Source organism: Bacillus sp. SRL337 (genome assembly GCF_984799155.1).
The window spans coordinates 2,207,991-2,230,026 of sequence record NZ_OZ481793.1 but is presented as its reverse complement, the minus strand read 5'-3'; the positions used below and the strand labels follow the sequence as shown (position 1 = coordinate 2,230,026).

The 22,036-nt window shown below is 41.2% G+C and carries 23 protein-coding genes, 2 pseudogenes and 1 riboswitch; of the genes and pseudogenes, 17 read left to right on the top strand and 8 right to left on the bottom strand.

Annotation, left to right across the window (positions count from 1 at the left end; genetic code table 11):
- Positions 1-28: 28 nt before the first annotated feature.
- Positions 29-1,675 carry an ABC transporter substrate-binding protein gene (locus AC4E8A_RS11160; protein WP_490198573.1) on the bottom strand — a complete coding sequence of 549 codons (1,647 nt, stop codon included), beginning with the start codon at positions 1,673-1,675 and terminating at the stop codon, positions 29-31.
- Positions 1,676-1,773: 98 nt separating this feature from the next.
- On the opposite strand from AC4E8A_RS11160, the gene AC4E8A_RS11155 reads away from it, so the two are divergent.
- The 5 genes and pseudogenes from AC4E8A_RS11155 to AC4E8A_RS11135 all read left to right on the top strand — a co-directional run bounded on the left by AC4E8A_RS11155 (position 1,774) and on the right by AC4E8A_RS11135 (position 5,753).
- A complete protein-coding gene (locus AC4E8A_RS11155; protein ID WP_490198571.1) occupies positions 1,774-3,024 on the top strand; it encodes an MDR family MFS transporter in 1,251 nt (416 codons plus the stop codon).
- 255 nt (positions 3,025-3,279) lie between these two features.
- Positions 3,280-3,520: pseudogene (locus AC4E8A_RS11150) on the top strand (hypothetical protein).
- Positions 3,521-3,760: 240 nt separating this feature from the next.
- Positions 3,761-4,336: a bifunctional transcriptional activator/DNA repair enzyme AdaA gene (locus tag AC4E8A_RS11145; RefSeq protein WP_490198570.1), complete on the top strand. Its 576-nt coding sequence runs from the start codon at positions 3,761-3,763 to the stop codon at positions 4,334-4,336.
- Positions 4,337-4,345: 9 nt separating this feature from the next.
- Entirely contained in the window at positions 4,346-5,242 is an 897-nt protein-coding gene (locus AC4E8A_RS11140) for a DNA-3-methyladenine glycosylase family protein (protein ID WP_490198569.1), read from the top strand.
- Complete coding sequence (locus tag AC4E8A_RS11135; protein WP_490198567.1) at positions 5,235-5,753, top strand: methylated-DNA--[protein]-cysteine S-methyltransferase; 519 nt, start codon at positions 5,235-5,237, stop codon at positions 5,751-5,753. The genes AC4E8A_RS11140 and AC4E8A_RS11135 overlap by 8 nt, the downstream gene beginning before the upstream one ends.
- 317 nt (positions 5,754-6,070) lie before the next feature.
- Here the strand turns inward: AC4E8A_RS11135 and AC4E8A_RS11130 are convergent, their stop codons facing one another.
- From AC4E8A_RS11130 to fbpA, 3 genes are all read right to left on the bottom strand, one after another.
- Positions 6,071-6,832 carry an SDR family oxidoreductase gene (locus AC4E8A_RS11130; protein ID WP_490198565.1) on the bottom strand — a complete coding sequence of 254 codons (762 nt, stop codon included), beginning with the start codon at positions 6,830-6,832 and terminating at the stop codon, positions 6,071-6,073.
- A 258-nt stretch (positions 6,833-7,090) separates the two neighbouring features.
- Positions 7,091-8,311, bottom strand: coding sequence for an ISL3 family transposase (locus AC4E8A_RS11125; protein WP_490193842.1), 1,221 nt, complete (start codon positions 8,309-8,311; stop codon positions 7,091-7,093).
- A 250-nt stretch (positions 8,312-8,561) separates the two neighbouring features.
- On the bottom strand, positions 8,562-8,756 hold the full coding sequence (gene fbpA / locus AC4E8A_RS11120) for a Fur-regulated basic protein FbpA (RefSeq protein ID WP_490198564.1): 195 nt from the start codon (positions 8,754-8,756) through the stop codon (positions 8,562-8,564).
- Positions 8,757-8,835: 79 nt separating this feature from the next.
- A riboswitch (SAM riboswitch) is annotated at positions 8,836-8,947 on the bottom strand.
- A 302-nt stretch (positions 8,948-9,249) separates the two neighbouring features.
- Here fbpA and AC4E8A_RS11115 point away from each other — a divergent pair.
- Positions 9,250-9,435, top strand: coding sequence for a hypothetical protein (locus AC4E8A_RS11115; RefSeq protein ID WP_490198562.1), 186 nt, complete (start codon positions 9,250-9,252; stop codon positions 9,433-9,435).
- A gap of 906 nt (positions 9,436-10,341) precedes the next feature.
- Here the strand turns inward: AC4E8A_RS11115 and AC4E8A_RS11110 are convergent.
- Positions 10,342-11,454 (bottom strand): AI-2E family transporter, encoded by a 1,113-nt coding sequence (locus AC4E8A_RS11110; RefSeq protein WP_490198561.1) that lies wholly within the window; start codon positions 11,452-11,454, stop codon positions 10,342-10,344.
- Between the two features lie 205 nt (positions 11,455-11,659).
- Here AC4E8A_RS11110 and AC4E8A_RS11105 point away from each other — a divergent pair, with 205 nt between their 5' ends.
- The 3 genes from AC4E8A_RS11105 (at position 11,660) to AC4E8A_RS11095 (ending at position 13,507) form a co-directional block, all read left to right on the top strand.
- Positions 11,660-12,409, top strand: coding sequence for a GTP pyrophosphokinase (locus tag AC4E8A_RS11105; RefSeq protein WP_490198560.1), 750 nt, complete (start codon positions 11,660-11,662; stop codon positions 12,407-12,409).
- Between the two features lie 290 nt (positions 12,410-12,699).
- The gene (locus AC4E8A_RS11100) at positions 12,700-12,930 is read left to right on the top strand and encodes a hypothetical protein (RefSeq protein WP_490198559.1); all 231 of its coding nucleotides are present in this window, start codon (positions 12,700-12,702) and stop codon (positions 12,928-12,930) included.
- Between the two features lie 397 nt (positions 12,931-13,327).
- Entirely contained in the window at positions 13,328-13,507 is a 180-nt protein-coding gene (locus tag AC4E8A_RS11095) for an SE1832 family protein (RefSeq protein WP_490198558.1), read from the top strand.
- A 60-nt stretch (positions 13,508-13,567) separates the two neighbouring features.
- Here AC4E8A_RS11095 and AC4E8A_RS11090 read toward each other — a convergent pair whose 3' ends face one another.
- Positions 13,568-13,867 (bottom strand): hypothetical protein, encoded by a 300-nt coding sequence (locus AC4E8A_RS11090; protein ID WP_490198557.1) that lies wholly within the window; start codon positions 13,865-13,867, stop codon positions 13,568-13,570.
- Between the two features lie 177 nt (positions 13,868-14,044).
- On the opposite strand from AC4E8A_RS11090, the gene AC4E8A_RS11085 reads away from it, so the two are divergent.
- The 5 genes from AC4E8A_RS11085 (at position 14,045) to AC4E8A_RS11065 (ending at position 17,802) form a co-directional block, all read left to right on the top strand.
- Positions 14,045-14,419: a nucleotide excision repair endonuclease gene (locus tag AC4E8A_RS11085; RefSeq protein WP_490198556.1), complete on the top strand. Its 375-nt coding sequence runs from the start codon at positions 14,045-14,047 to the stop codon at positions 14,417-14,419.
- A gap of 201 nt (positions 14,420-14,620) precedes the next feature.
- Entirely contained in the window at positions 14,621-15,187 is a 567-nt protein-coding gene (locus AC4E8A_RS11080) for a sugar O-acetyltransferase (RefSeq protein WP_490198555.1), read from the top strand.
- A gap of 313 nt (positions 15,188-15,500) precedes the next feature.
- Positions 15,501-16,505: an LLM class flavin-dependent oxidoreductase gene (locus AC4E8A_RS11075; RefSeq protein WP_490198554.1), complete on the top strand. Its 1,005-nt coding sequence runs from the start codon at positions 15,501-15,503 to the stop codon at positions 16,503-16,505.
- Between the two features lie 123 nt (positions 16,506-16,628).
- The gene (locus AC4E8A_RS11070) at positions 16,629-17,237 is read left to right on the top strand and encodes a lysozyme inhibitor LprI family protein (RefSeq protein ID WP_490198553.1); all 609 of its coding nucleotides are present in this window, start codon (positions 16,629-16,631) and stop codon (positions 17,235-17,237) included.
- Positions 17,238-17,490: 253 nt separating this feature from the next.
- Entirely contained in the window at positions 17,491-17,802 is a 312-nt protein-coding gene (locus AC4E8A_RS11065; protein ID WP_490198552.1) for a hypothetical protein, read from the top strand.
- Between the two features lie 160 nt (positions 17,803-17,962).
- Here AC4E8A_RS11065 and AC4E8A_RS11060 read toward each other — a convergent pair.
- Positions 17,963-18,194 (bottom strand): annotated as a pseudogene (locus AC4E8A_RS11060) (IS5/IS1182 family transposase); the annotation flags it as partial.
- A gap of 212 nt (positions 18,195-18,406) precedes the next feature.
- Positions 18,407-19,000, bottom strand: a complete 594-nt coding sequence (locus tag AC4E8A_RS11055; protein ID WP_490198551.1) for a cupin domain-containing protein — start codon at positions 18,998-19,000, stop codon at positions 18,407-18,409.
- A 304-nt stretch (positions 19,001-19,304) separates the two neighbouring features.
- On the opposite strand from AC4E8A_RS11055, the gene AC4E8A_RS11050 reads away from it, so the two are divergent.
- From AC4E8A_RS11050 to AC4E8A_RS11040, 3 genes are all read left to right on the top strand, one after another.
- Entirely contained in the window at positions 19,305-20,366 is a 1,062-nt protein-coding gene (locus AC4E8A_RS11050; RefSeq protein WP_490198550.1) for a DUF1835 domain-containing protein, read from the top strand.
- Positions 20,363-20,737, top strand: a complete 375-nt coding sequence (locus AC4E8A_RS11045; protein ID WP_490198549.1) for a nuclear transport factor 2 family protein — start codon at positions 20,363-20,365, stop codon at positions 20,735-20,737. The genes AC4E8A_RS11050 and AC4E8A_RS11045 overlap by 4 nt, the downstream gene beginning before the upstream one ends.
- A gap of 226 nt (positions 20,738-20,963) precedes the next feature.
- The gene (locus tag AC4E8A_RS11040) at positions 20,964-21,719 is read left to right on the top strand and encodes a class I SAM-dependent methyltransferase (protein WP_490198548.1); all 756 of its coding nucleotides are present in this window, start codon (positions 20,964-20,966) and stop codon (positions 21,717-21,719) included.
- Positions 21,720-22,036 lie beyond the last annotated feature (317 nt).

Genomic DNA, 22,036 nt, shown 5'->3' with positions numbered 1-22,036 from the left:
AACCCTCACTGCAAAAAAACTTCTCTTATCAAACTTGTGGCCGCACCCACAATTTTGAAAAATCAACATACCCAAAATGCTTGAACTCGATATTCATGATGTCCGATGAGAATGGGATGAATCTTTTTTCATAATAAAGCGGGATCATGATGGATTGTTCGATTAATTTTTGTTCAACTTCTGAATTAAGCATCGGCCATGCCTCGAATTCAGTATGAAGGTAGCTATCAAGCAGCCTATCAAACTCTCTGTATTCCTTCAAAATAGGGGAAAGAGGAGAGTATCCATTTTTCAGGAAGTAATAAAACGAAAATTCCTGATTGGATTCAAAGATCTCACCATGGACGAACAAGTCGACATCTAATGTTTCGGATTGTTTGGTTAATGTATCAGCGAACGAGAACCACTTGATTTCAACTGGTATATCTTCACTCACTAAAATATCAAAGAGCCACTCTGTCGCTTTTGCTGTGTGACTGGCACCACGAATGATCATCGGCTCAATAATATCCGGACGATCCACTTCATGAATTGTGATGCAGTGGTCTTTGCCGACCCTGACACTTTTCTTGTTTGGCAGAAGGCGGGGATTGCAGACCTGAATGGAATGCCTGTTCTTAGCAATTACCCAATGAAGGTAATCCCGAACCTCTTTCCGTTTGATGGCTGAATTACGGGTACTGTTCATAACAACAATACCAAACCCTGAATCACTTTCGACCTCAACCGATGAAGACCTGCTTTTCTCATTTTGAGAATGATAGATTCCTTTGAAATCTGCCGGGACCTGGACAAACTCTACAGAATCAAGCAATGGACGCTCTTGAAAGTGTTCCGAAAAGGCTGTGAGAGTGGTTTTCTGTTCACTATTTTCCTCAAGGGAAAAACAGCCTGTACCAAGGAAGCGGTCCTTTGTTTCCCTATAAATACTCGCGCACATCATGCTGAGAAGCGGCAAAATATAGCTGCAGCCATCAGGATGATGAATATCAAGAATTAACGAAGATTTCACTTCAATATTTTTAACAGGAGACCATAGTTCTTTATAATGCTTATGATCCCGGAGTCTCTCCAGACAATCGGCAACATGATGGGCAGTCAAGAGGGAGCCGTCATGAAATTTTACATCCTTTTTGAGATAGATCCGCACTTTAGCAGGAGAGGAGTCCCAACTGTGAGCGAGTTCAGGAATGAAGGTTCCTTCCTCGTTCATAGAGACAAGGCGGTTGAATACATTCGCCACCAAGTGGGCACTGAAAACATCGGCTGCTTCAAGAGGATGAATCGAGAAGAATGGATATCTTTTAGGTACAATCAGCTTGTCCTTTGATTCCTGGACAAACCCCAATTTTGTCTGAAACTTATTCATCAATCTCATTTTGCTGTCTGTGGACCAGTTATATAATAAGTATTTGCTGCTGCGTTCCACCGGCTCCTGTCCAATTTTTTTCAACGCTTCTTTTTCGAAAACGGTCTCCACTTCCTGTTTCCATTTCAGTGTTGAGACATTCCCCCGTCCCCGTCCAGGCGTGAAAGCAATCCAGCCTTGTTCATCCCACTTTCTCAGATAGCGCGTTGTCTGCTTATGGCTTAACTGAAGGGTCTGGGAAATTTCTTCAATTTTTATGCTGCCGGAAGGATAGTACCTCCAAAGTGTCAGTAATTTATTATCCATTGGAAAACCTCCCCAAAAGTGGACATCATTTTGACATTTGTCTATTTTTATAACATTTCGTCTAGTTTAATATACAGTAAACAAGGGGAGGGAACAACATGAAATGGAAGGAATTACCGAGAAATATAAAAGTAAGAATGATTACTTCATTTTTCAACCGGGCTGTTTCATCAGCTGTTATGCCGTTCATGGCATTATTCTTTGCACAGGAAATGAATAAAATTTGGGCAGGGGCTTTCTTGATTATCACGGTTGTCATTGGGTTCGCCATCAACTTGGTGGGAGGTTATATATCTGACCGGTTCCCACGGAAAAAGGTCCTGTTAAGCACTTCATGGTTAAATGCGTTGTTTTTCTTGACCATGACGATCAGCTTGTTTCCACAAACTAAACTGATTTGGCTTTTCGGAACTGCTTACATAGGCTTCATCATCACCAGCAGCCTCGGCCGTCCGGCGATGCATGCGATCATTATTGATTCCACTACACCTGAAAACAGAAAAGCCGTTTATGCTTTGGATTATTGGCTTATTAATTTATCGATGGCCATAGGAGCCGCACTTGGCGGACTCTTGTACCTGAATCACCAGAAGGAACTTTTCATGATGCTGACTTTCACCTCCACCATGATTCCGATTGCCTATGGAATCTGGCTGCAGGACAAGTTCAAGGATCAGCTGCAGAAGAAACATCAAAATGTGTTCATTGACTTGATCAATAACTACCGGGTGGCACTAAGGGACTCAGCGTTTGTCAAAGTTGTGGCTGGATCCACCTTCATTTTCGCAGCGGAATTTTCACTGAACAGCTATATAGGAATCCGGCTGGCGGAGACCTTTGAAGCTGTTCGCATCGGTCATTTTGACATTGTCGGTGTCAGGATGTTGAGTATATTGAATATCGAAAATATGCTGCTTGTTGTCTGCTTTACCTTCATTGTTAATCGCTTCACCGATCGATTTGATAAAAAGAAGGCTTTGCTGATCGGCCTTATTCTCTATGGAATTGGCTATGTGACAGTCACCTCGGCTGGCACTTGGTATATGTTGATCGCTTTCAACTTGATTGCGACATTGGGTGAATTGATTTATTCCCCGATCCGAAATGCCGAGCAGGCAAACATGATTCCAAGTGATCAACGAGGTTCATACTCGGCCTTTTCCAATTTATCATTCAGTGGAGCCGACCTCATTGCCAGAAGCAGCATCATAATCGGGGCATTCCTTATGCCAACCATGATGTCTGTTTACATCGGGGTCATTGTGATGTTCGGTACAGTTCTTATATACACAGGATTGTTTGCACCAAGGTGGACGGCTGGTAAGGTCATTACCGAAAAGTCTGTATGAGTAGAAGGAATCGTATGGAAAAGATAATCTGAAAATAACGTAGAAAAAAATGGGAGTGCCTGTTTAAAAGACGGGCGTTCTTTTTGTTGGTTTAACGCTGATTTTTTTCTCCACTTTTGTTGCGGCCCATTATTGCGAGGGCTTACCATAAAACTAACAAACCTTTCGCTTCATGATATTTATAACTTATTCTCTAACTATTCTGATGCTAGTATGAACCTGTATTGAAATGAAAGGATGGACCATTAAATAGAAATGACAAATATCGATAAAAGAGACCGCTTGAATGAAACCCCATTCACCTATCGTGTAAATAAAGAGACACCGTATTCGTGGATTATTTTGGAAAACAGGTGAAAATTTTAAAAGGAATAGACGCAAAAAGTTTCTCTCAAAAGTCACCTCTAGCAGCAATGAGACAGAAATACAATTAATCATGGCTAAGGCAACCGGAAATTTTAAAAGAGGGAATGAAAGAAAACGGAATCCCATTTAATCCATTACTATTATTGGGGTCCAATCCAGAGTGAGTGAAATAATAGTAAGAGATATCCGATTCGCATGATGCTGATAACATGCCGGTGATTCCAAATAGTTTCGTGAGAAATCAAAGTGATTTCTCTTTTTACTATTAAAGACCATAAGAGCAAGAATGAGGACGAATGGCTTCGCCCGTTTTGATAAAATGAGAGATAAGTTCAACTAGATAATAAAACGTGAAAGGGGCATGAATGGAATGGATGCAGCCTTACCCTTCTCTTTCGAGGAGATGTGGGAGAAAATCCTTGCCTGTGACAGCAAGTATGACGGCTTGTTTTTTACCGCTGTAAAGACAACCAAAATATTCTGCCGACCTTCCTGCAGGTCAAGGAAACCCAAGAAAATAAATGTTGAGTTCTTCAATACAATCGAAGCAGCAGAAACGGCAGGGTATCGTGCCTGTAAAAGATGCCAGCCAAAATCTGATCTTTCTCCCCATATTGAACTTGTCAGGAAGATCAGCGCATTCTTAGTGGTGCATTATAATCAGAGGCTGGAATTACAAGACATTGCTGAACATGCAGGTATCAGTATTTTTCACTTGGAGCGGCTGTTCAAACAGGAAACATCAGAAACTCCGCGCAGTTATTTGGAAAAAATACGTGTGGATAAAGCAGCGAGTTTGCTGAAGAACACCCCTGGGACGAATCTGGATATCTGTTATGAAGCTGGATTTCAAAGCGCTTCCAACTTTTATAAGGTATTCCGGCGATTGAAAGGATGCTCCCCAACTGAATATCGGAATGCCATAAGAAAAGGAGATTACCAATGAATTGGAGGGATGGGGGGGTCTTTCATTGAACTATTCCCTCCCGCCGAATTCAGCTTCAAGGAATGTCTGGTCTTTCTTGAAAGGTCTGATCAAGAAGTGCTGCATCAAGTCAAAGATGGGTTTCTTTATAAGCTGATTAAGGAAGACGGCCACCGAATTTTATTGAAAATGAAGGCAACACCCCATTCAATTATAGTGGAATTTCCTATCAGCAAGCCACATCCAAGGCTAAGGGAGAAAGCTGCAGCCTTTATCATGGAATGGTTAGATATCAATCGCGAGTTGAAAGATTTCTACCAAATGGCAGAAAGTGATGAAATCCTCCAGAAAATCTCCCAGAAACATTTCGGTTTGCGGATCATCGGTATTCCTGATTTATTCGAAGCTATGACATGGGCCGTAATTGGACAGCAAATCAATCTGACTTTTGCTTATACCCTGAAGAAACGTTTTGTTGAACAATATGGTGAATGCATAGACTTTGAAGGAAGGACGTATTGGTTATATCCTGAGCCTGCTGGAATAGCGGAAATAGATGTAGAAGATTTAAGAAAACTGCAGTTTACCAACAGAAAGGCAGAATATATCATCGGAATCGCCAAATTGATGAAAGCAGGGCTTATAACGAAAAACAACCTGCTTCAGGGTGATGATTATCCGCAACTAAAGGAGACGTTAAAGAAAGTAAGGGGTATAGGTGATTGGACCGCTGATTATGTAATGATGAAATGCTTACACCACCCCCGGGCCTTTCCGAAAGCTGATGTCGGCCTTCATAATGCAATCAGACTGCAAAAAGGAATAGAAGGTAAACCCGCCATCATCGAGATTGAAAAAATGGCTGAAAATTGGAAGGGTTGGGAAGCATACGCAGTCTTTTATCTGTGGAGGTCATTATATGAGTGAATCAATTTATCAGGCTGATTACAGTTCGCCAATCGGACTAATTGAGGTTTCAAGCTGCCACGACTTTATTAGATCAATAGAATTTACAGAACGCACTCAAGAAATCCAGCGCGTACATGATCAAATTCCTGAAGTCCTTAAACGCTGCCTGGATGAACTGGATGAATATTTTAAAGGAAGACGCTTGGAATTTACATTTCCTTACGTTCAAAGTGGAACCGCATTCCAATTATCTGTATGGAACGCCCTTACAAAAATACCATATGCCCAAACAGCTGCCTACAATGATATTGCAGCAGGGATAGGCAAGGAGAAAGCGTACAGAGCTGTAGGAAGTGCCAATGGAAGAAATAAATTAAGCATTGTGGTCCCATGCCACCGAATTATCGGCTCAAATGGGAAGTTGACAGGATATGCAGGGGGGATCGGGAGAAAGGAATGGCTTCTTCAGCATGAAAGCAATTGCTGTCATAAATTACTAAAGGGAGGCTGCTTATCACGCAACCTCTAATCCTTGTTTTGTGAGGGGAAAAGATGCATCCCAGGCAGCAACATATCCTGAACATCCAAGCTGCAGAATGAATGTTCGGGAATTTATAATGAAATAAGTATGCATTGGATTATGGAAAGCCTTTTTGATGTTTCCATGTTGAATAGTGCATCTAGATTTCATCTAATCATGTTCTATCCGGCTTTGAAGTTGAAAACGCGGGAGATTATGAAAAGAAGAAAACTTGCGGATAATTTATTTAGTAGAAAGAAAATCTTATCTTGATTTGGAATATAAAAAGGACAATCCCCGGGGATTGTCCTTTTGGTGTCTAGGCGCTATTCAATACTGTCTTTCATGGCATCGTACATTTTCTTAGTATATACATCAATTTCATCCCGCGACATTCGTAACCGCTCTGCGGATGAACCATAACCTATTTCCCATTTGCCTTCTTTTAACCCCGAAAAAATACCATCAGCAAAATCATCCAGCGGCTCGCCTTGGGTATGCAGCCCCGCACCGCCTAAATCAGTATTGACAGCAGGAGGGGCTACCTCGATGACTTCCACCGAAGTATCAGAAAGCTGGTGTCTCAAGCTCATTGTGAATGAATGGAATGCTGCCTTAGTGGCCGAATATATCGGCGCAATGGCCATCGGTGTGAACGCCAGCCCTGAAGTGACATTAATGAACGCAGCCTCTGTTTGTTTTGCAAATAGCGGCGCAAACAACATGGATAGATGAAAGGGAGCTTCAATGTTAGTGGTGATTTCATTCTTAAAATAATCCCAATCCGTCTTTGCTTCAGCTCTTAATACATGAAAACGCTGCTGGATACCAGCATTATTGACCAGTACATTCACTTCGGGATGGTGTTCTGTTACCCATTCAAACAAGGCTGTGCGGTCGGGCTCCTTCGAAATATCACACACACGGGTAATAAGTTCAGGGTGTTTTTCTTTGGCTTTCTTCAATGTTGACTCACGGCGGCCGCAAACAATCACTTTATTTCCAGCATCCAAAAACCGTTGGGCAAAAGCCAGGCCGATTCCTGCACTTCCGCCTGTAATAAGGATTGTATTCCCAGAAAGTTTCATGATGGATCTCCTTTCTTCGTTCAGGATTATTGTTGGCACGATTGGAATAAACATGCACAGGGGGAATCAGGATTATTTTAATATACATTCATAACTGAAATCTATTAGCAAGATTGAATGGGAGGCGGGAGGCAGGCAGATAATTAAAAAAGGCTGTTTTTGGACAAATTCCAAGAGCCGGATTTTTCCCCTGTATACCATGGATTTCCCCTCGGAAAAGGGTTCTACGTCAAATGTTGGGGTAGGAGCACTCGCTCCTTATCCCACATTAATTCCTTTTGATTTAAATTGGTGATGCAATAGTACTCTAAGTCTAAAACGGTCGTATCGTCTAAACCCAAAGGCATTTCTTTTAATGACCTTCGTTTGATTGTTTAATCCCTCGACGAAACCGTTATTATAGTTGAAGGCAAAGCTATTTAATACTTCAGTCTGCCAGTTCTTTAAGGTCTGAATAGCCTGGTGAAACTCCTTTAAGCTTGAATTTTCAACCTGTCGGTAAAAGTTGTACAATCCCTCTTTAACCTTATTGGGAGCTGACGTACCAATTTCCTTCGCCTCTTCAAACCATAACCTGTAGGCTTCTTTTAACGCAAAAGCTGTGCGCAGCTCTTCAGACAAACCAAGATACCTTTCTAAATACCAGTGTTGCCGATCATTTAATTGGCTATATGGCTTATGAAAAATGTGCTTCATTCTTTTACATTTCTTGCGGTCATATGGATGAAAATCTTTTTGGACACGCCTTCTCACGCGTTCTAAAGCCCAATGGATATAGCGGGAAAAGTGAAATCTGTCCGCCACAATAATAGGCGAACCCAATGCTTTTTGAACCGCAGATTTAAAGGCATGGCTCATATCCATCACGACCAATTGAACTTCTGAACCCTTTTCCCGAAGGTATTTCTTAATGGTGCTTACTGAGCGGTTTGGAAGTATATCCAATGGCTCTCTAGTCTCCCCGTTAGCTATAATTAACTGGTACTTTCCTGCATTGGTATCTCCTTTGTACTCATCGATCGCAATCACAGGTGGGAGCTTTTCAACCTCTTTTAACTGAGAGGCAGAAATATGATCAAAACGCCTGATTACTGTGGCCTGAGATGTGCGGAACTGGCAGGCTGTATCTTTGAAGTTCTTCCCTTGAATCACCCGGAGGCCTAAGGCTTGGTTCCATTCAATGGTATGTCGTTGATACCGTTGGACAAAACGATTATCTTCGGCAAAGCGTTTGCCGCAGTGGCAGCTGTACCTCCGTCTTCGATAGAACAAGTAAGTAGTCCTTTCGAAGAGCTTAAGGTGTTGAATCTTTTGAAGACGATAATCATGTACCTTGGTCGTTTGATCACCACAAGCAGGACACATATGTTTCCTTTTGGGCAATTCAATATGCAGGTGGTATGCCTCCCCTATTTCCTCAGCTTTCAAAATCCTAACCTCTTCTAATCCAGGTAAAACCATGTTAAAATGCATGTACACGCAACTCCTATCTTTGTCTTGTTTCTAGTCAACTCAAGTGTAAAAGATTAAGGAGCTTGCGTGTATTTTTTTGCCTTAAAACCTACCCCAACAAATATAATAGAGCCCGGAAAAGGGAGATTCCTGATCACAGGGGGTTATCCGGTGAATGACCAAAATAGTAATTGAGATTCATATTAAGTAGCAGCAAAGTTTACGAAAAGAGCCATAAAAAAAGACAAATGAACACGTTCATTTGTCTTTTTAGACATTATTTTCTCCAACGGATGGATTGCATACTGTCATGAGGGTGACCACTCAACTGATTTTTGTAAAATGTATATTCAAGATCGGGTAACGATAAATCCAAAAGCTGCTCTTGGTTTGTCTTATATTGGTCCAATTTAATCAACTTTCTGATTAACTCGTTTCGCCGGTTTTCAACTGTTTCTTTTAATTCACCCATAAAAAAAAAAATTCCTCCCTATGAATTTATCTATCAAATGACAAGAAGAGGGAGATCATTCTTTTGGTGCTTCAACCTCAACTTATCTTCCAAGCAATCTGCCTGCAGGAATTAGCACAGTGCCCACGTTATACCGTGATTCTGCTGCTGAGGTTTCTCAGGGCCTGTCCCTCAACCTCTCTGGATAAGTATTTCCTTTTTATTACTTCTAAGTTTAAACTTACTATTCCGACCTGTCAACTAGAATTTAAGTCTATAACACATAATATTATTATGTAAACTTTAAATGCATTCACAAACGTTCCCTTATAGTGGATTCCCGATACCGCTGTAATAACGAGGTACCGAAAGAAAGGGGAGAAGTGATATGGGCAAACAAAAACAAGACTTCCAAGAAACAGCAGAGAAGGATGCCTCTTGATCTTGGTGATTTCTATCCTATCCTTCCCGCACGACTCCTCTTGTCATTATCGATCTCGAAGGCGGTTTTAGCATGAATATTTATCTGGTGACCATGAAGATGATGCTCATTTTGTGGGTGATAGTCAGTTTATTAATAACGCTGATAGAGGGACCGATTGTCGGGAAGTTAATGCCTTTGTTCGTCGGACAAACGGTTTCAATGAAGGATATAACTGAGTCTCTTGTTGCATGTGACAGACGGGACCAAACAGTTTAGAGGCTTTTGCAAATTTCCTTCACAGCTTGGTGCGGAATAGCCTTTTAGGTTGAGATATTGATTCCTCAACGGCAGCAAGAATAATGGTGCAGCTGATTCGTCAAGTCAGGAACAGGCAATACAATAAAAAAGTCCCCCGTGAACATTTTCTATTAACCCGTTCAGTACAGAGGGAGAAACCAATAAATTGAAAGGTAATTTGCGGTACAATTTGCATAGCATTTTGTATCGGCTTTTTTATCGGCATACCAATGGTTTTGAAGTTTTTTCGCTTATTGTGGCATACTGATTTGCAGGCCAATTTGCACTACCGCATAAATGTATGTGGTGTTGCAAACTGGTCTGCATTTTATGGTACAAATTTGTCCGCGGATTCGTTATTGCCAGATACACTAGATGGGAAGAGAAAGGGGGAGTAACGAGTGATAGAAAAAATAAGGGGAGATTTTACCGTTAGATGTAGAGTAGACGTGGTTTTTGCGGAAAATAAGGGGAGTTTTTCCCTTTATACAAAGCAAAGCTGCCTATTTTCACGTTTTTTGAGTCAAATAAGAGGAAATTCTCCCTCTATTTAAGCTGTTTTCAATACTATTTGCTAATTAAGGGGAATTTTTCCCTCTATAAACCTCAATTAGCAAAGAACCTGGTTTCATTGCTGAAGAATGCAAAGTTTAACGGGAAACCCGCTGTTCAACCGATCTGGGGCTTTATTAAATAACGCATAATAGAAGTGAGGAGCTGCAAGGTCGTTGGCAGCTCCTCTTTTTTGGGCAATTTTTTCATACATATTACACTTCAAAACAGCCTGCAAAAGTCTTTGTATTTTAACCGGCAAAACCACCAGCAAATAGGCATTTTCTCCCTCTCAACCGAACGAGTTACATTTTATGTTCAAGGGACTCTTTTTTACCCTTCAGGCCCTGGTTCAACTCTGAGTTTAGCTTCTTTTTTGGCCTTTAAAAATTTCACCAAATTAATGATGATGGTCTTGGTGACCGCATAAGTAGGAACAGCAAGGATCATTCCCAGCACGCCTGCTAAATTTCCGGCCGCCAATAACAGGATGACGATCGTTGCCGGGTGGGTATCCAGCGTTTTTCCTAAAATGAGCGGGGAAAGGATATTTCCTTCCACTTGCTGTGCAATCACAAGGATGAGCAGGACAAGAAAGGCTTTTGTAGGTGATTCGAATAAGCCAACAATGACTGCCGGAGCACCGCCAATCAATGGGCCCACATACGGGATTATGTTTGTGACAGAAACAGTTATCGCCAAGACCAACGCAAATCGTAAATCAATGATCAGATACCCGATCAGCGAAAGGACTCCGACAAACAAGCCGACTGTAACCTGGCCTTGAATATAGGCGGCCAGTGTACTTCCCGTTTCCTTCATGATGTTCATGGCTTCTTTTCTATACGCAGCCGGCAAAAACTTTGAGACCGCGACAGGGAACTTATGGCCATCCTTAAACATGTAGAAGAGAAGGAGCGGTACAGTCACAAGGATGATGGCAATATTGGCAACCAACCCTAAGATGTTTTGGAAGCTTCCTGTAATAATTGTAGGAAGGTCGTTGGCAAAGCCCACCAATCTTTCTTGTGCTGAATCCAACAGATCCTGCTGTTCATTCATGAACTCTTTGAACTCTGCAGATTGAGACAGATTTTCAAAGTACTGGACTGTTTCTGAAGCATACTTAGGAAGTTCATTGGCAAGTGCTGTGAACTGTTTTGTGATTGTCGGGACAATGTTGCCAATAGCCAGAACCAGCAATCCGATGATCAATACGTAAATAATCAGGATGGCCACAACCCTTGGCACTTTGAAGCGCTGAAGGTAGTTGACAATCGGGTTCAGAAGGAAGTACAAAAACAGTGTGATCAAAATCGGGAAAAACAGCGTTGTGATAAAAATGGTGATAGGATGAAACAAAAATGAGATTTTCGTAGATACAAATACAATTAACACAATCAAAAGGATTTGTATCAACCAGAACTGCAAATTTTTCTTAGACACGACATTACCTCTTTATTCAATTATGTAATGGCTTGATTATAACAGGAAGCTGGTGTTTTAACAATGATTGGAAGAGGATTGACTGAATTTTACGTTATTGACGAAAACCGCTTTAGAGAGTAAACTGCGATTGAAGAGCATGATAACTGATAGAACTTGTGAAAAAGGTAACAAATTACCATCTACTTTGAAGGGAAATGACAGAATGCAAACACTTTCACAGCACCATCTACTACAGCTGAAGAATTTCAAAACAGAGCTTGCCAGATTCTCAGCGGTATACAAATTTGCATTGGATGAAATGAATACAAAAATAAATATTTTGAAAGAAGAATTTCAATATATTCACGATTACAACCCGATAGAGCATACCAATTCACGTCTGAAAGCACCCGAAAGCATCCTGAAGAAGGTTTTTCGAAAGGATATCGACCTCTCACTGGATTCGATTAAGGAAAACATCAAGGATATTGCGGGTATCAGAGTGACATGCCCGTTCATTTCAGATATTTACACGCTGAGCAGCATGCTCGAGCGCCAAAAGGATGTCGAAGTAATCGATAAGAAAGATTATATTCACACCCCCAAACAGAATGGGTACCAGAGTCTGCATCTTATCGTAAAGGTTCCTGTATTCCTATCCGACCGCGAAGAGAGAGTCTATGTGGAAGTACAGATCCGGACGATTGCAATGGACTTCTGGGCAAGTCTTGAACACAAAATCTACTACAAATATGATAAGGAAATCCCTGAAAGGCTTTCCACAGAATTAAGGGAAGCAGCCGGCTCCGCAGCCGAACTGGACCGCAAGATGGAGAATATCCATAAAGAAGTAAAAGAATTGAAGAAGCAGGACAGTCTCGATCTCGATTTATTTACTGAAGAAGGAGCTGATCCCATTTTACAATCGATACTGCAAAGGTACAGCTTGAGCACAAAAAGGTTGTCAGAATAGTAGAGATCTATAGCAGTTCATCTCAGCTTGAAAGATTGATTCCAGCTGAGATGGGCTGCTTTTTGTTTTAGTCCTGAACGAAACTAATCCATTAGTAAAAGCGTCTAATAAAGTAAGGGTGCAACAAGGCACGGATGAAAGTCTGAATAAATGAACCTTATCAGGGGTTGGTCTTTGATACAGCCCAATTGATATTTTGGCTTATGGATATGGTTAATGGTAAAGAATTAACAACATATCGAGAACGCATAGGGGTGTTAAAATATGAAGGATAAAAGCTTGATTGCGAAATGATACTCGGTACTGCAGGAATGACCATGGCTGGTTTGGGAATCATCAGGTATTTCACTTTGCTTTATGATGCACAAGGATATGCCATGTCCATGATTGGATACGCATTCACCAATGGCTACATCTATCAGCTTGAAAGGAAGGCTGGAATAAGCAAGCGGATGATTTGGATTCAGTCCATAACGGGTTTAGTAACTCTAATCATCATTTCTTTTTGGTTAGTTTTATAAATGATTGTCGGATAAAGCATCCATTAAAAGGAGGGGGAAAATGGAAACTGGTGTTGGAATGTCTGTGATCCTTTTAACTGCTCATTTAATTCAGGTCTCATGGGCATTGGCTATCTTTTCCACCATCTTTTAAAAAGTAAAGCGAAGGGGTTCGTCTGTCTGGGAATCGTGCTGACTCTTTTCCTTTATCAGTTAATAGAGAGCTATCGTGTCTCTGCCATGATGGGGCAGGGCTGTCTATGATCCTGCTTGGCATGGGGCTGGTCACATTCATAGTAACTAAACGGAAACGGCAGATGAAATCCAGTAGATGAGATTTGAAAAGCATTTCATTCATGAAACTCTTTTGAAATTGTTATAATGGAGATTGAAAATGGTTGAAAGGTGAGGTACATAGATGACGAAAGCAGAATTGGAATACAAGATCAGTGAGGTCAAGTCGGATTATGTCCGCATTCAGGGAGACCTGGAAAAATTGGAATCCGTCGGCCGGAATACGGAAAAATCGGAGAAGAGATTAGAAGATCTGGAAAACGAATTGGCAGAGCTGAACAGGCAGCTTGCAGAGATAAGTTAGCCTTTCGCCATGGAAGGAAGGAAAACTGCCGTATCCAGACGGCAGTTTTTTTCATGCTGTTCAAGAATCCTGTCTTGATTCCTCTTCCAGCCGGTCCATTTCCGCATGAGTCATGGGAAAACCGTTGGCCTGCCACTCTGAGCGATAAGTTGAATCAAGCTTCGTAAGGCCGATTTCTTCCTCTTCATAATCAGCATTCGGGCTTTCCTCGAAGTCTGCTTTCAAATCATGTTTCGTATCTATATCTTCATCTACAGGGAAATTCGCTTTTTTTCTTCTTTTATAGATTGTTGTAGCCAGTGCTGCACTGCCTGCTGATACCAGTGAACCCATGAGTACATTCTTCATCATCTTATTCATAAAATCCCTCCATTTTCACCGATTACTTTTAGATACCCATTTTTTCACATTCTATGTCTTTTTATTCAGGGAATTTTTTCCTGACAAAAAATGATAAAATGGGCTCAACCTAATTATCATAGCTTTCTTCAGGTATCTGTGTTACCATTTATATTTAAAGAAAAAGGACGTGAATTTATGATAACAATTGAGATCCCAAAAGTAGATGTATCAATAACAGAACGTGAGCAACCAGCTAATTCCAATGAACCTGTGATTAAATCGGTCGAAGGCTTTATCGATCTTCATCAAATTCCACGGGACAAGGGCGGCATGATTTTGTTTTACAACATCAATGATGACCTGCTGTTTGTCGGTAAAGCGAGAAAATTAAGGCAGCGTGTGAAGAAGCACCTGGAAGACAATGTTTCCCCTCTTAAGCCTTACAGGGAAGAAGTCTATCGTATTGATGTCATCTATGTAGAGGATGCCATGGAACGGGAAATTTATGAAACATATCTTATTAATACTTTGCAGGCGAAGTATAACGTAGACAAAGTATTCTTTAAATAAGCATCCGGGTTTGAGTCCGTATAATGGATATCAAACCCTTTTTTTGTGGTTCATCCATTATTGCATTTCATTCCTTTTGAGTATTTTCGTAAACTTTGTTGCGATTTGATAATAATTCCGAAAGAGAAAACAATAATATATGAGAAAACAGCCATCTTTTTTGATATGATTCAGTTATATACATACCAGGGAGTGGTTTGGATGAAATCAGAAAAAGAACTAATGTTAGCCGGGAAGATGTACGATCCAGCTGATCCGGTTCTGTTGAAAGAACGGGAAGAAGCGAGAAGATTAGTAAGAATCTTTAATGAAACGACTGAAACAGAAGGTGAAAAGAGGGTAAGCCTTTTAAAGGAACTCCTTGGTTCTACTGGGGAAGCAGTCTATATGGAACCAAATATCCGGTTTGACTACGGGTACAATACACATGTCGGCAACAACTTTTTTGCCAACTTTGACTGTACCATCCTCGATGTTTGTGAAGTCCGGTTCGGAGATCACTGTATGCTGGGGCCAGGGGTACACATCTATACAGCGACCCATCCATTGGAACCCGGCGAACGGAATTCGGGAAGAGAGTATGCGAAGCCTGTCACATTTGGGGATAATGTTTGGATCGGGGGAACCTCCGTCATAAATCCCGGTGTAAGCATAGGGGACAATGTCGTGATTGCTTCAGGTGCTGTTGTGACGAAGGATGTTCCGGATAATGTGGTTGTCGGAGGAAATCCTGCGAAAATCATTAAACGGCTTGTCAGCCAAGAGTAGACGATTTCACTTTAGCTCTCTGTTGAGTGAGAAAGACCCTTGGCAGCCAGGGGAAAATCCTGCTCTTAGGATTTCCCCAAAAGCAGCAATACAAAAACAGCCTTATTAATTGACTTCTGAAACTGTACATAATAATATTACAGTATCGTCTTTAACGTAAAAAAGCTTAGATAATGTTTAAGCTTTTTTTAAATCCAAACTGTAACTTCTGTATATACATTTACGTACTGAATGCAGAAATGAGATCAGGGTATATTGATAGCAACATTCTTTATGAGTACAGTAAATTGTGAAAGAAAGGATCTGTAGATAAATGACTAAAACTAACATTCCTGTTTCCGTCTTGAATTTGGCGCCAATCCGCGAAGGCCAGGAGTCAAAAGACGCGATTGATGCGATGGTGGACCTTGCTCAGGCAGCTGAAGATATGGGTTACACACGCTATTGGATCGCGGAACATCATAATACTTCGACTCTTGTAAGCTCCGCGACGTCGATTTTGATCAAACATACCTTGGAAAACACGGAGAAAATCCGTGTCGGATCCGGCGGAGTGATGCTGCCGAACCATTCACCGTTAGTAGTGGCAGAACAATTCGGTACGATGGCAACGATTTATCCCGGCCGTGTCGATTTGGGGCTGGGACGTGCACCAGGGACAGACATGATGACTGCAAGTGCGTTAAGAAGGACGTCCACTCAGGAAAACGTCTACACATTTCCTGATGATGTGCAGCAGCTGCTGACCTACTTCGGACCCAAGGAAGAGCAGGGGTATGTTAAAGCGCATCCCGGAGTGGATACCAACATTCCAATTTATATCCTTGGCTCGTCGACGGATTCTGCGTACCTAGCAGCCAAACTTGGCTTGCCGTATGCATTTGCCTCCCATTTTGCACCAAAGCATATGGAGGATGCACTTTCCATTTACCGCAGCCGTTTCCAGCCATCAAAGTATTTGGATAAACCGTATGCAATCATCTGCTTGAATGTCATTGCGGCCGAAACAGATGAAGAGGCAAAACGTGAATCAACGACCATGCAGCAATTCTTCTTGAATGTTGTGAGAGGGACCCAACAACCAATGAGCCCGCCCGTGGACGATATGGATGAAATTTGGAGCCTCCCTGAAAAACAAATGGCTGAATCCATGACAAGTGTATCGTTGATGGGCAGCAAAGATACAGTCAAACAGCAATTGACCAGTTTCCAGGAGAAGTACAATGTCGATGAAATCATGGCCGTCTCTTATATATATGACATCGACAAACAGAAGCGCTCCTATGAAATCTTTAAGGAAATTGTGGATGGAAAATAAATAGTGTCTCACCAGTCCTTTCTTAATGAAAGGGCTTTTTTGCATTACATGGTATTTTTTTCCAGGGTGTGTTAGGATGGTCCGTGTTGTTGGAATATTTCGTTAAAGAAGGAGAGTATAAAAATGAAACTTGGACACAGATGGTTTATGACACTAACACTTTCTGCACTTATTATGGGTGCTTGTCAAAATTCATCTTCAAACGCAAACACCAATGATCAGTCTTTGAACGAAACGGATGAAACTCCTGAAAAAACGACAGAAAACAACTCAAGTGAAGATTCCGCATCATCCAATGACATTCAAGATAACCAGGATCAAGCACCTGAAGAAAACAATGAACAGGAAGACTCAGGGAGCGGGACAAAAGATGGGATGAAAGAAAAATACCTCAATGACCTGAATGCGTTAAAGAAAGAAATAGAAGCATCCCAACAGAATTCAGATGCCACGACCACTCCAGAAATGGAAGAAGAGGAATCAGTAAGGTTAAATAAGTGGGATGTAAAGCTGAATGAGATTTATGGTGTTCTTACTGAACAGCTGCCAGAAAAAGAGATGGATCAATTAAGAGAAGAACAACGGAACTGGATTAAACAGCGGGATGCCCAAGCAAAAGAGGCGTCGCTAAAATATGAAGGCGGTACAATGGAATCACTTGAATATATCGCCACTCAAGCCTCTCTAACAAGAGAGAGATGCTTTGCACTTGTTGCAGCTTACATGAACTAAACGATGACTATTTCCGCATTGATTTGAAAAAAACAAAATTTTTGAAACTTCCGCTTTATCTCTCCGTATATAGAGATAAGAAACATACCATGATGAAAGAGGAGGTGTTATGGTGGCATTCCTTTATATCCTATTAAGTTTTCTGTCATCAGCATTATTCCTTTATTACTGGGGAAAATCCGGGTACGACAGGGGAACCTCCGAAAAAGGGGAATAATCGTTGGCCTACATACTAACTCTGGGAGAGATGCAGATGAAGAAGAAAATTATTGGTACATTACTATCAGCAGGTGTGTTCGCGTTATTGGTTTGGGCGGCAAGTAAGGTCTTATCTTTTTCTTATATGGAATGGAGTTTCTTCATTGGGCTGGCTGTTTCAGTCGTGTTATTTTTCTTTAACAGCAGCGGTGGTGCTTTGTCGAAGGCTGCTACTTTGGATGCCAGTACAGCAGGCTGGAAGATCCAAAAAGACAATGACTTAAAAGCAAATGTCGGTTTTGTCTTTTATGGAGCCGCCTTATTCACAGTTGTCAGTTTTATCATGATGATGATCACATACTTCTAAAAGAATAGAAAAAAGGGCTGTCAGCTTAAAAACAGGGCACTGAAAATCTTCTGATATTTAAACCACATTTATAATTAATATGAAAAAGCCGACTCTTCTTCCTGAAAAAAGGAAAGAGAGCCGGCTTTTTTCTTCGAAAGCGTCGTACATGTTTGCTCTTTTATCCCATTAGTTTTAGAATCCTTTTCATATTTACTGCGAATATTGCCATGGCACTTTGTAATTCCATGCCAATTAGATTCGAGGATTCTGCCACATTATCCCCGTGTCTGTGGTTTAACTCGATATTTTTTGCTTCGATTTTATATAGTTCTTTTGATTTTTCCTTAAAGTACTCACTTTCCTGAAACTTCTCCTGGGCAAGAATGTTGGTCGGACTTTATGGGAACGGATCATTGGAACCACCCACTTATCCGGGTTATTGATTGCAGTGGCAGGTGGGCAACCTCATGCGGAATCGTACACGTTCCACTGCAATCAACACGTTTTCATAAAATCTCACATGAAAAAGGCAGAATCGCTCATTAAATTGAACGATTCTGCCTTTTTTATTTTCCTTGGACTTTTCAGTGCCCTTGCTTAAAAACAGGGATTTTTTTATTCCTTAATAATACCAGTGCTGGTAGAGAGGAGCAGGAGGATATGGGCGGAATTGCCCGATGTTTCTTTCGCATTCCTTATATGGCCCTATATAGGTCGAGGGCTTTACAGGAGCAACGGCCTGTTTCCACTGTGCTTCATCAAGGCAATAGGTGTGCGACATGATATTGGGAGGGGTGAATTTTAAAATGTCGGAACCTAAAATCACTTCCGGTGTCTGTGCATTGAAAATAGCCAGAAGATGGGTATGATCCACTAAAGAGAGCTCATAGTGCCACCATCCTTGCGGTACATTTGCCACTTGACCTGGAGTGATAGTGTAATTCAGCACCTGTTTTGTATAGGGATTCAGAATCGAAACAGTGGCTGTGCCTGAGATGCAATAAACCAGTTCAGCCGCATTTTGATGATAGTGCGGCTCCACAACATTTCCTTTGCTTAGGAAAATATCCAGCAGAGAGGTATTTTCAAGTGTATTCAACTGTTTTATGCCCAGTATGTTTATATAATTTTTATTATCTTTTATAAACAGAGGACTGTTGTTCAAGTCAAATGTAAACTGCGTTTGCGGGGATGTGTAATCAGGGTCACTTTTCAATTTTATCACCTCGGTTATCTAAACCTATATAGGCATGTTATGCATTTTCCTCAGGGCAGGTGTTGACCCTATAGAAATCTTTTCACTAAAAAGGGGAATTACACAACATTTAACGAATAAGTTTAATAGCAAAAATTTTTCAGCGGACACCAACTCCGTAATTTGGCCGCTTTCACCAGGTTAGAAGTTTTGTATTAGCCATGAACCTTGGGGGCAGGCTGTACTTTGGCACCCTTCATTATTCTGCTCTTTCCTCTCCATCTCATTCATTATGGTAGAATTATGTAAAAAGGAGGCTGGAAGATTGATAGAAAATCTTAAGAAGCTCGTTCAGAAGTCAACGGAAGAAGAGGCAAAATCCCTTCTGATCCATATTTTGCTGCACCTGAACATGCAGGAAGATACAGAGGGGTATTCAGAGAAACAGGTTGTTGAGAATTTACACAAAACATACAAGTCCTTTCTTGAATATAAACAAAAACAATCTGAAAATGAAGCCAGGAATTTTAAGGTTGTCCATATTCTCTCGGGACCTTCGGCCGCAGGAGGTTTTAAAATGGCCATGGAAGAAATGAGATGCGACAAGGAGGAAAAGGTCATCTCGTTTTCCGATATCTTTTCCTATGGACCACTTACTGATTTGCATGAAGAGACAGGCCAGAAAGAGCGATATGAATGGCTGCATAATCATATTAATCTGGATGTTGAGTACGAGTATTCAGAAGTCTATTTCAATGATTTCAAGGAAGCTATTATCCAGATTGAATGCATTCCTCCAAAGATGCCGATTACAGTTTGGACAGGAGAAAATGCCCATGAGCAGAGCTTGCTGCGATTTATTTTATTTTTACTAAAAGAAAAGGATAACGAAATCTTTATAATTAATACTACCTCACTGTACAAAACTTTATTTGATACGGAAGAGTATACCTACGACCTGCTTCATACAGGGGAAATTTCAATTGATGGTTGGAAAAAGCTTTATAAAAAGGCAAAGGATGTAAAGCCTTGTTCCTTGGAGAGGCTGAAAACATACATAGAAGAATGGAAAATATTGGATGAGTCAAAAGGAGTTCTAAGAGTCTGGGGAGGGAATTCGATCCTCGATGTGGAAGAAGGGTATTACGATGACTACATCATCAAAACGGCACAAAGGATTCAAAAAAAGAGAAAAGGTTTCATGAAATCGGCCAGGTTGATCGGCGAAGTCATTGGTCACCTGGAGGACTACTTAGGGGACAGTTTCGTCGAATACCGAGTCCGGAATTTGGTCCTCAATGGGGTATTTGAAATAAAAGGAGTTCCTAAAGGGATGAGATTTTATAGTGTCCGGCTCAGGGAAAATACAAATAGGACGGGAGAATGAATATGAGCAATAAAGAGTCAGCAGTATCGTTCTTGCAATTGGCAGCATCCGGAAAGGCATGTGAAGCATTTAAAATGTACACAGATAGCGGCTTTATTCATCACAATCCATTTTTTAAAGGGGATGCCAAGTCATTAATGACAGCAATGGATGAAAATGCACAACAAAACCCTGACAAAATCTTTGAGGTGAAACAAACCATTGAAGATGGCCAAAGAGTGGCAGTCCACTCACATGTTAAACAGCACCCTGAGGACATAGGTGCTACAGTCATCCATATCTTCCGGTTTGAACAGGGCCGTATAGTTGAGTTGTGGGACATTGGACAGCCTATACCCGTAGAATCCCTAAATGAGAACGGAATGTTTTAACAAGGCTTTTTCGCATTAATTGTTGCTTTCGGAAAAACCCCAAGAGCCGGATTTTCCTCCTGTATTTCAACGATTTTCCCTCGAAAAAGGGAGAGTAGCGATTTTCGTTCCGGCATACAGGGGTTTATACGGTGAATGACCAAAATAGGATTTGACAGTCATATTGAATAGCAACAAAGTCTACGAAAAGTGCCTTCAACAAACAATTTTAATCTGGAGGATTGCTATGAAAATGGATATTTTAGAACAAAACAAAGACAGCTGGGACAAGGTGGCACACCATTTCAATGGGAAGGACTCGCTTCCAAGTTATGGACCGTTCGCACAAACAGAGGAGGAACTGGGGCTTTTCGAGGAACTGACGGATAAAAAGGTTTTGGACATAGGCTGCGGAAGCGGACATTCCATGCTGTATATGGCAGGAAAGGGCGCCGGCGAATTATGGGGGCTTGATTTATCAGAGAGCCAAATCAAGACGGCAGAAACAACGTTAACTCAGTATGCTCCAAGATTATTTTGTGCTCCTATGGAAGAGGATATCGGTATCCCCCATTCCTATTTCGATGTGGTGTACTCGATTTATGCGATTGGCTGGACATCCAGACTGACAGATACCTTTCAATTGATTCATTCTTATTTAAAACCGGGCGGGTATTTTATTTTCAGCTGGGACCACCCTCTGTATCCCCATTTAGAAAGCGTAAATGGCGAAGTCCGTCTTACCGGTTCCTATCAGGAAGAAGGGATGACCCATTATCCAAGCTTCAAGGGGGAAGATGCACCAGTGAACATTCCACAGCGTAAGATGAGCACCTATATCAATGAATTGATCATGGCGGGTTTCATGATTGAATCGGTTATTGAAAGTGAAGTATCAGAAAGCTTTGCATCGATGGAAGGGGAAGTTTCCAACCGATACTATTCATTATATAAGGCAAGAAAGTTTCCGACCACCTTGATAATCAAGGCTAGGAAGCGATAAGCTCAATAGAAGAAAAACGATCAGCAGGAGTCTGTGCGCAAGATTGTTTATGATTGTTTTTCTTCTTTTAACCTAGTAAGGTGACATGGACAGGTACTTCTCTTAGAGCAGTGCAGATTTACTCACTTTAGGAGAAAAGCAGACAGGTTACCGACTAACACTCTGTGTACATCACGTTGCGAAACTATCCTCCGGGTGCGTTTTTGGCTTCAATTGGTTTCTGACCCATCAAAATGTCTGTTTCTGCCAAAACGCACCCTTCCTGAATTTCTGATACACAACCGTTAGAACAGTGCCTAATCAGGAGATCTCATATT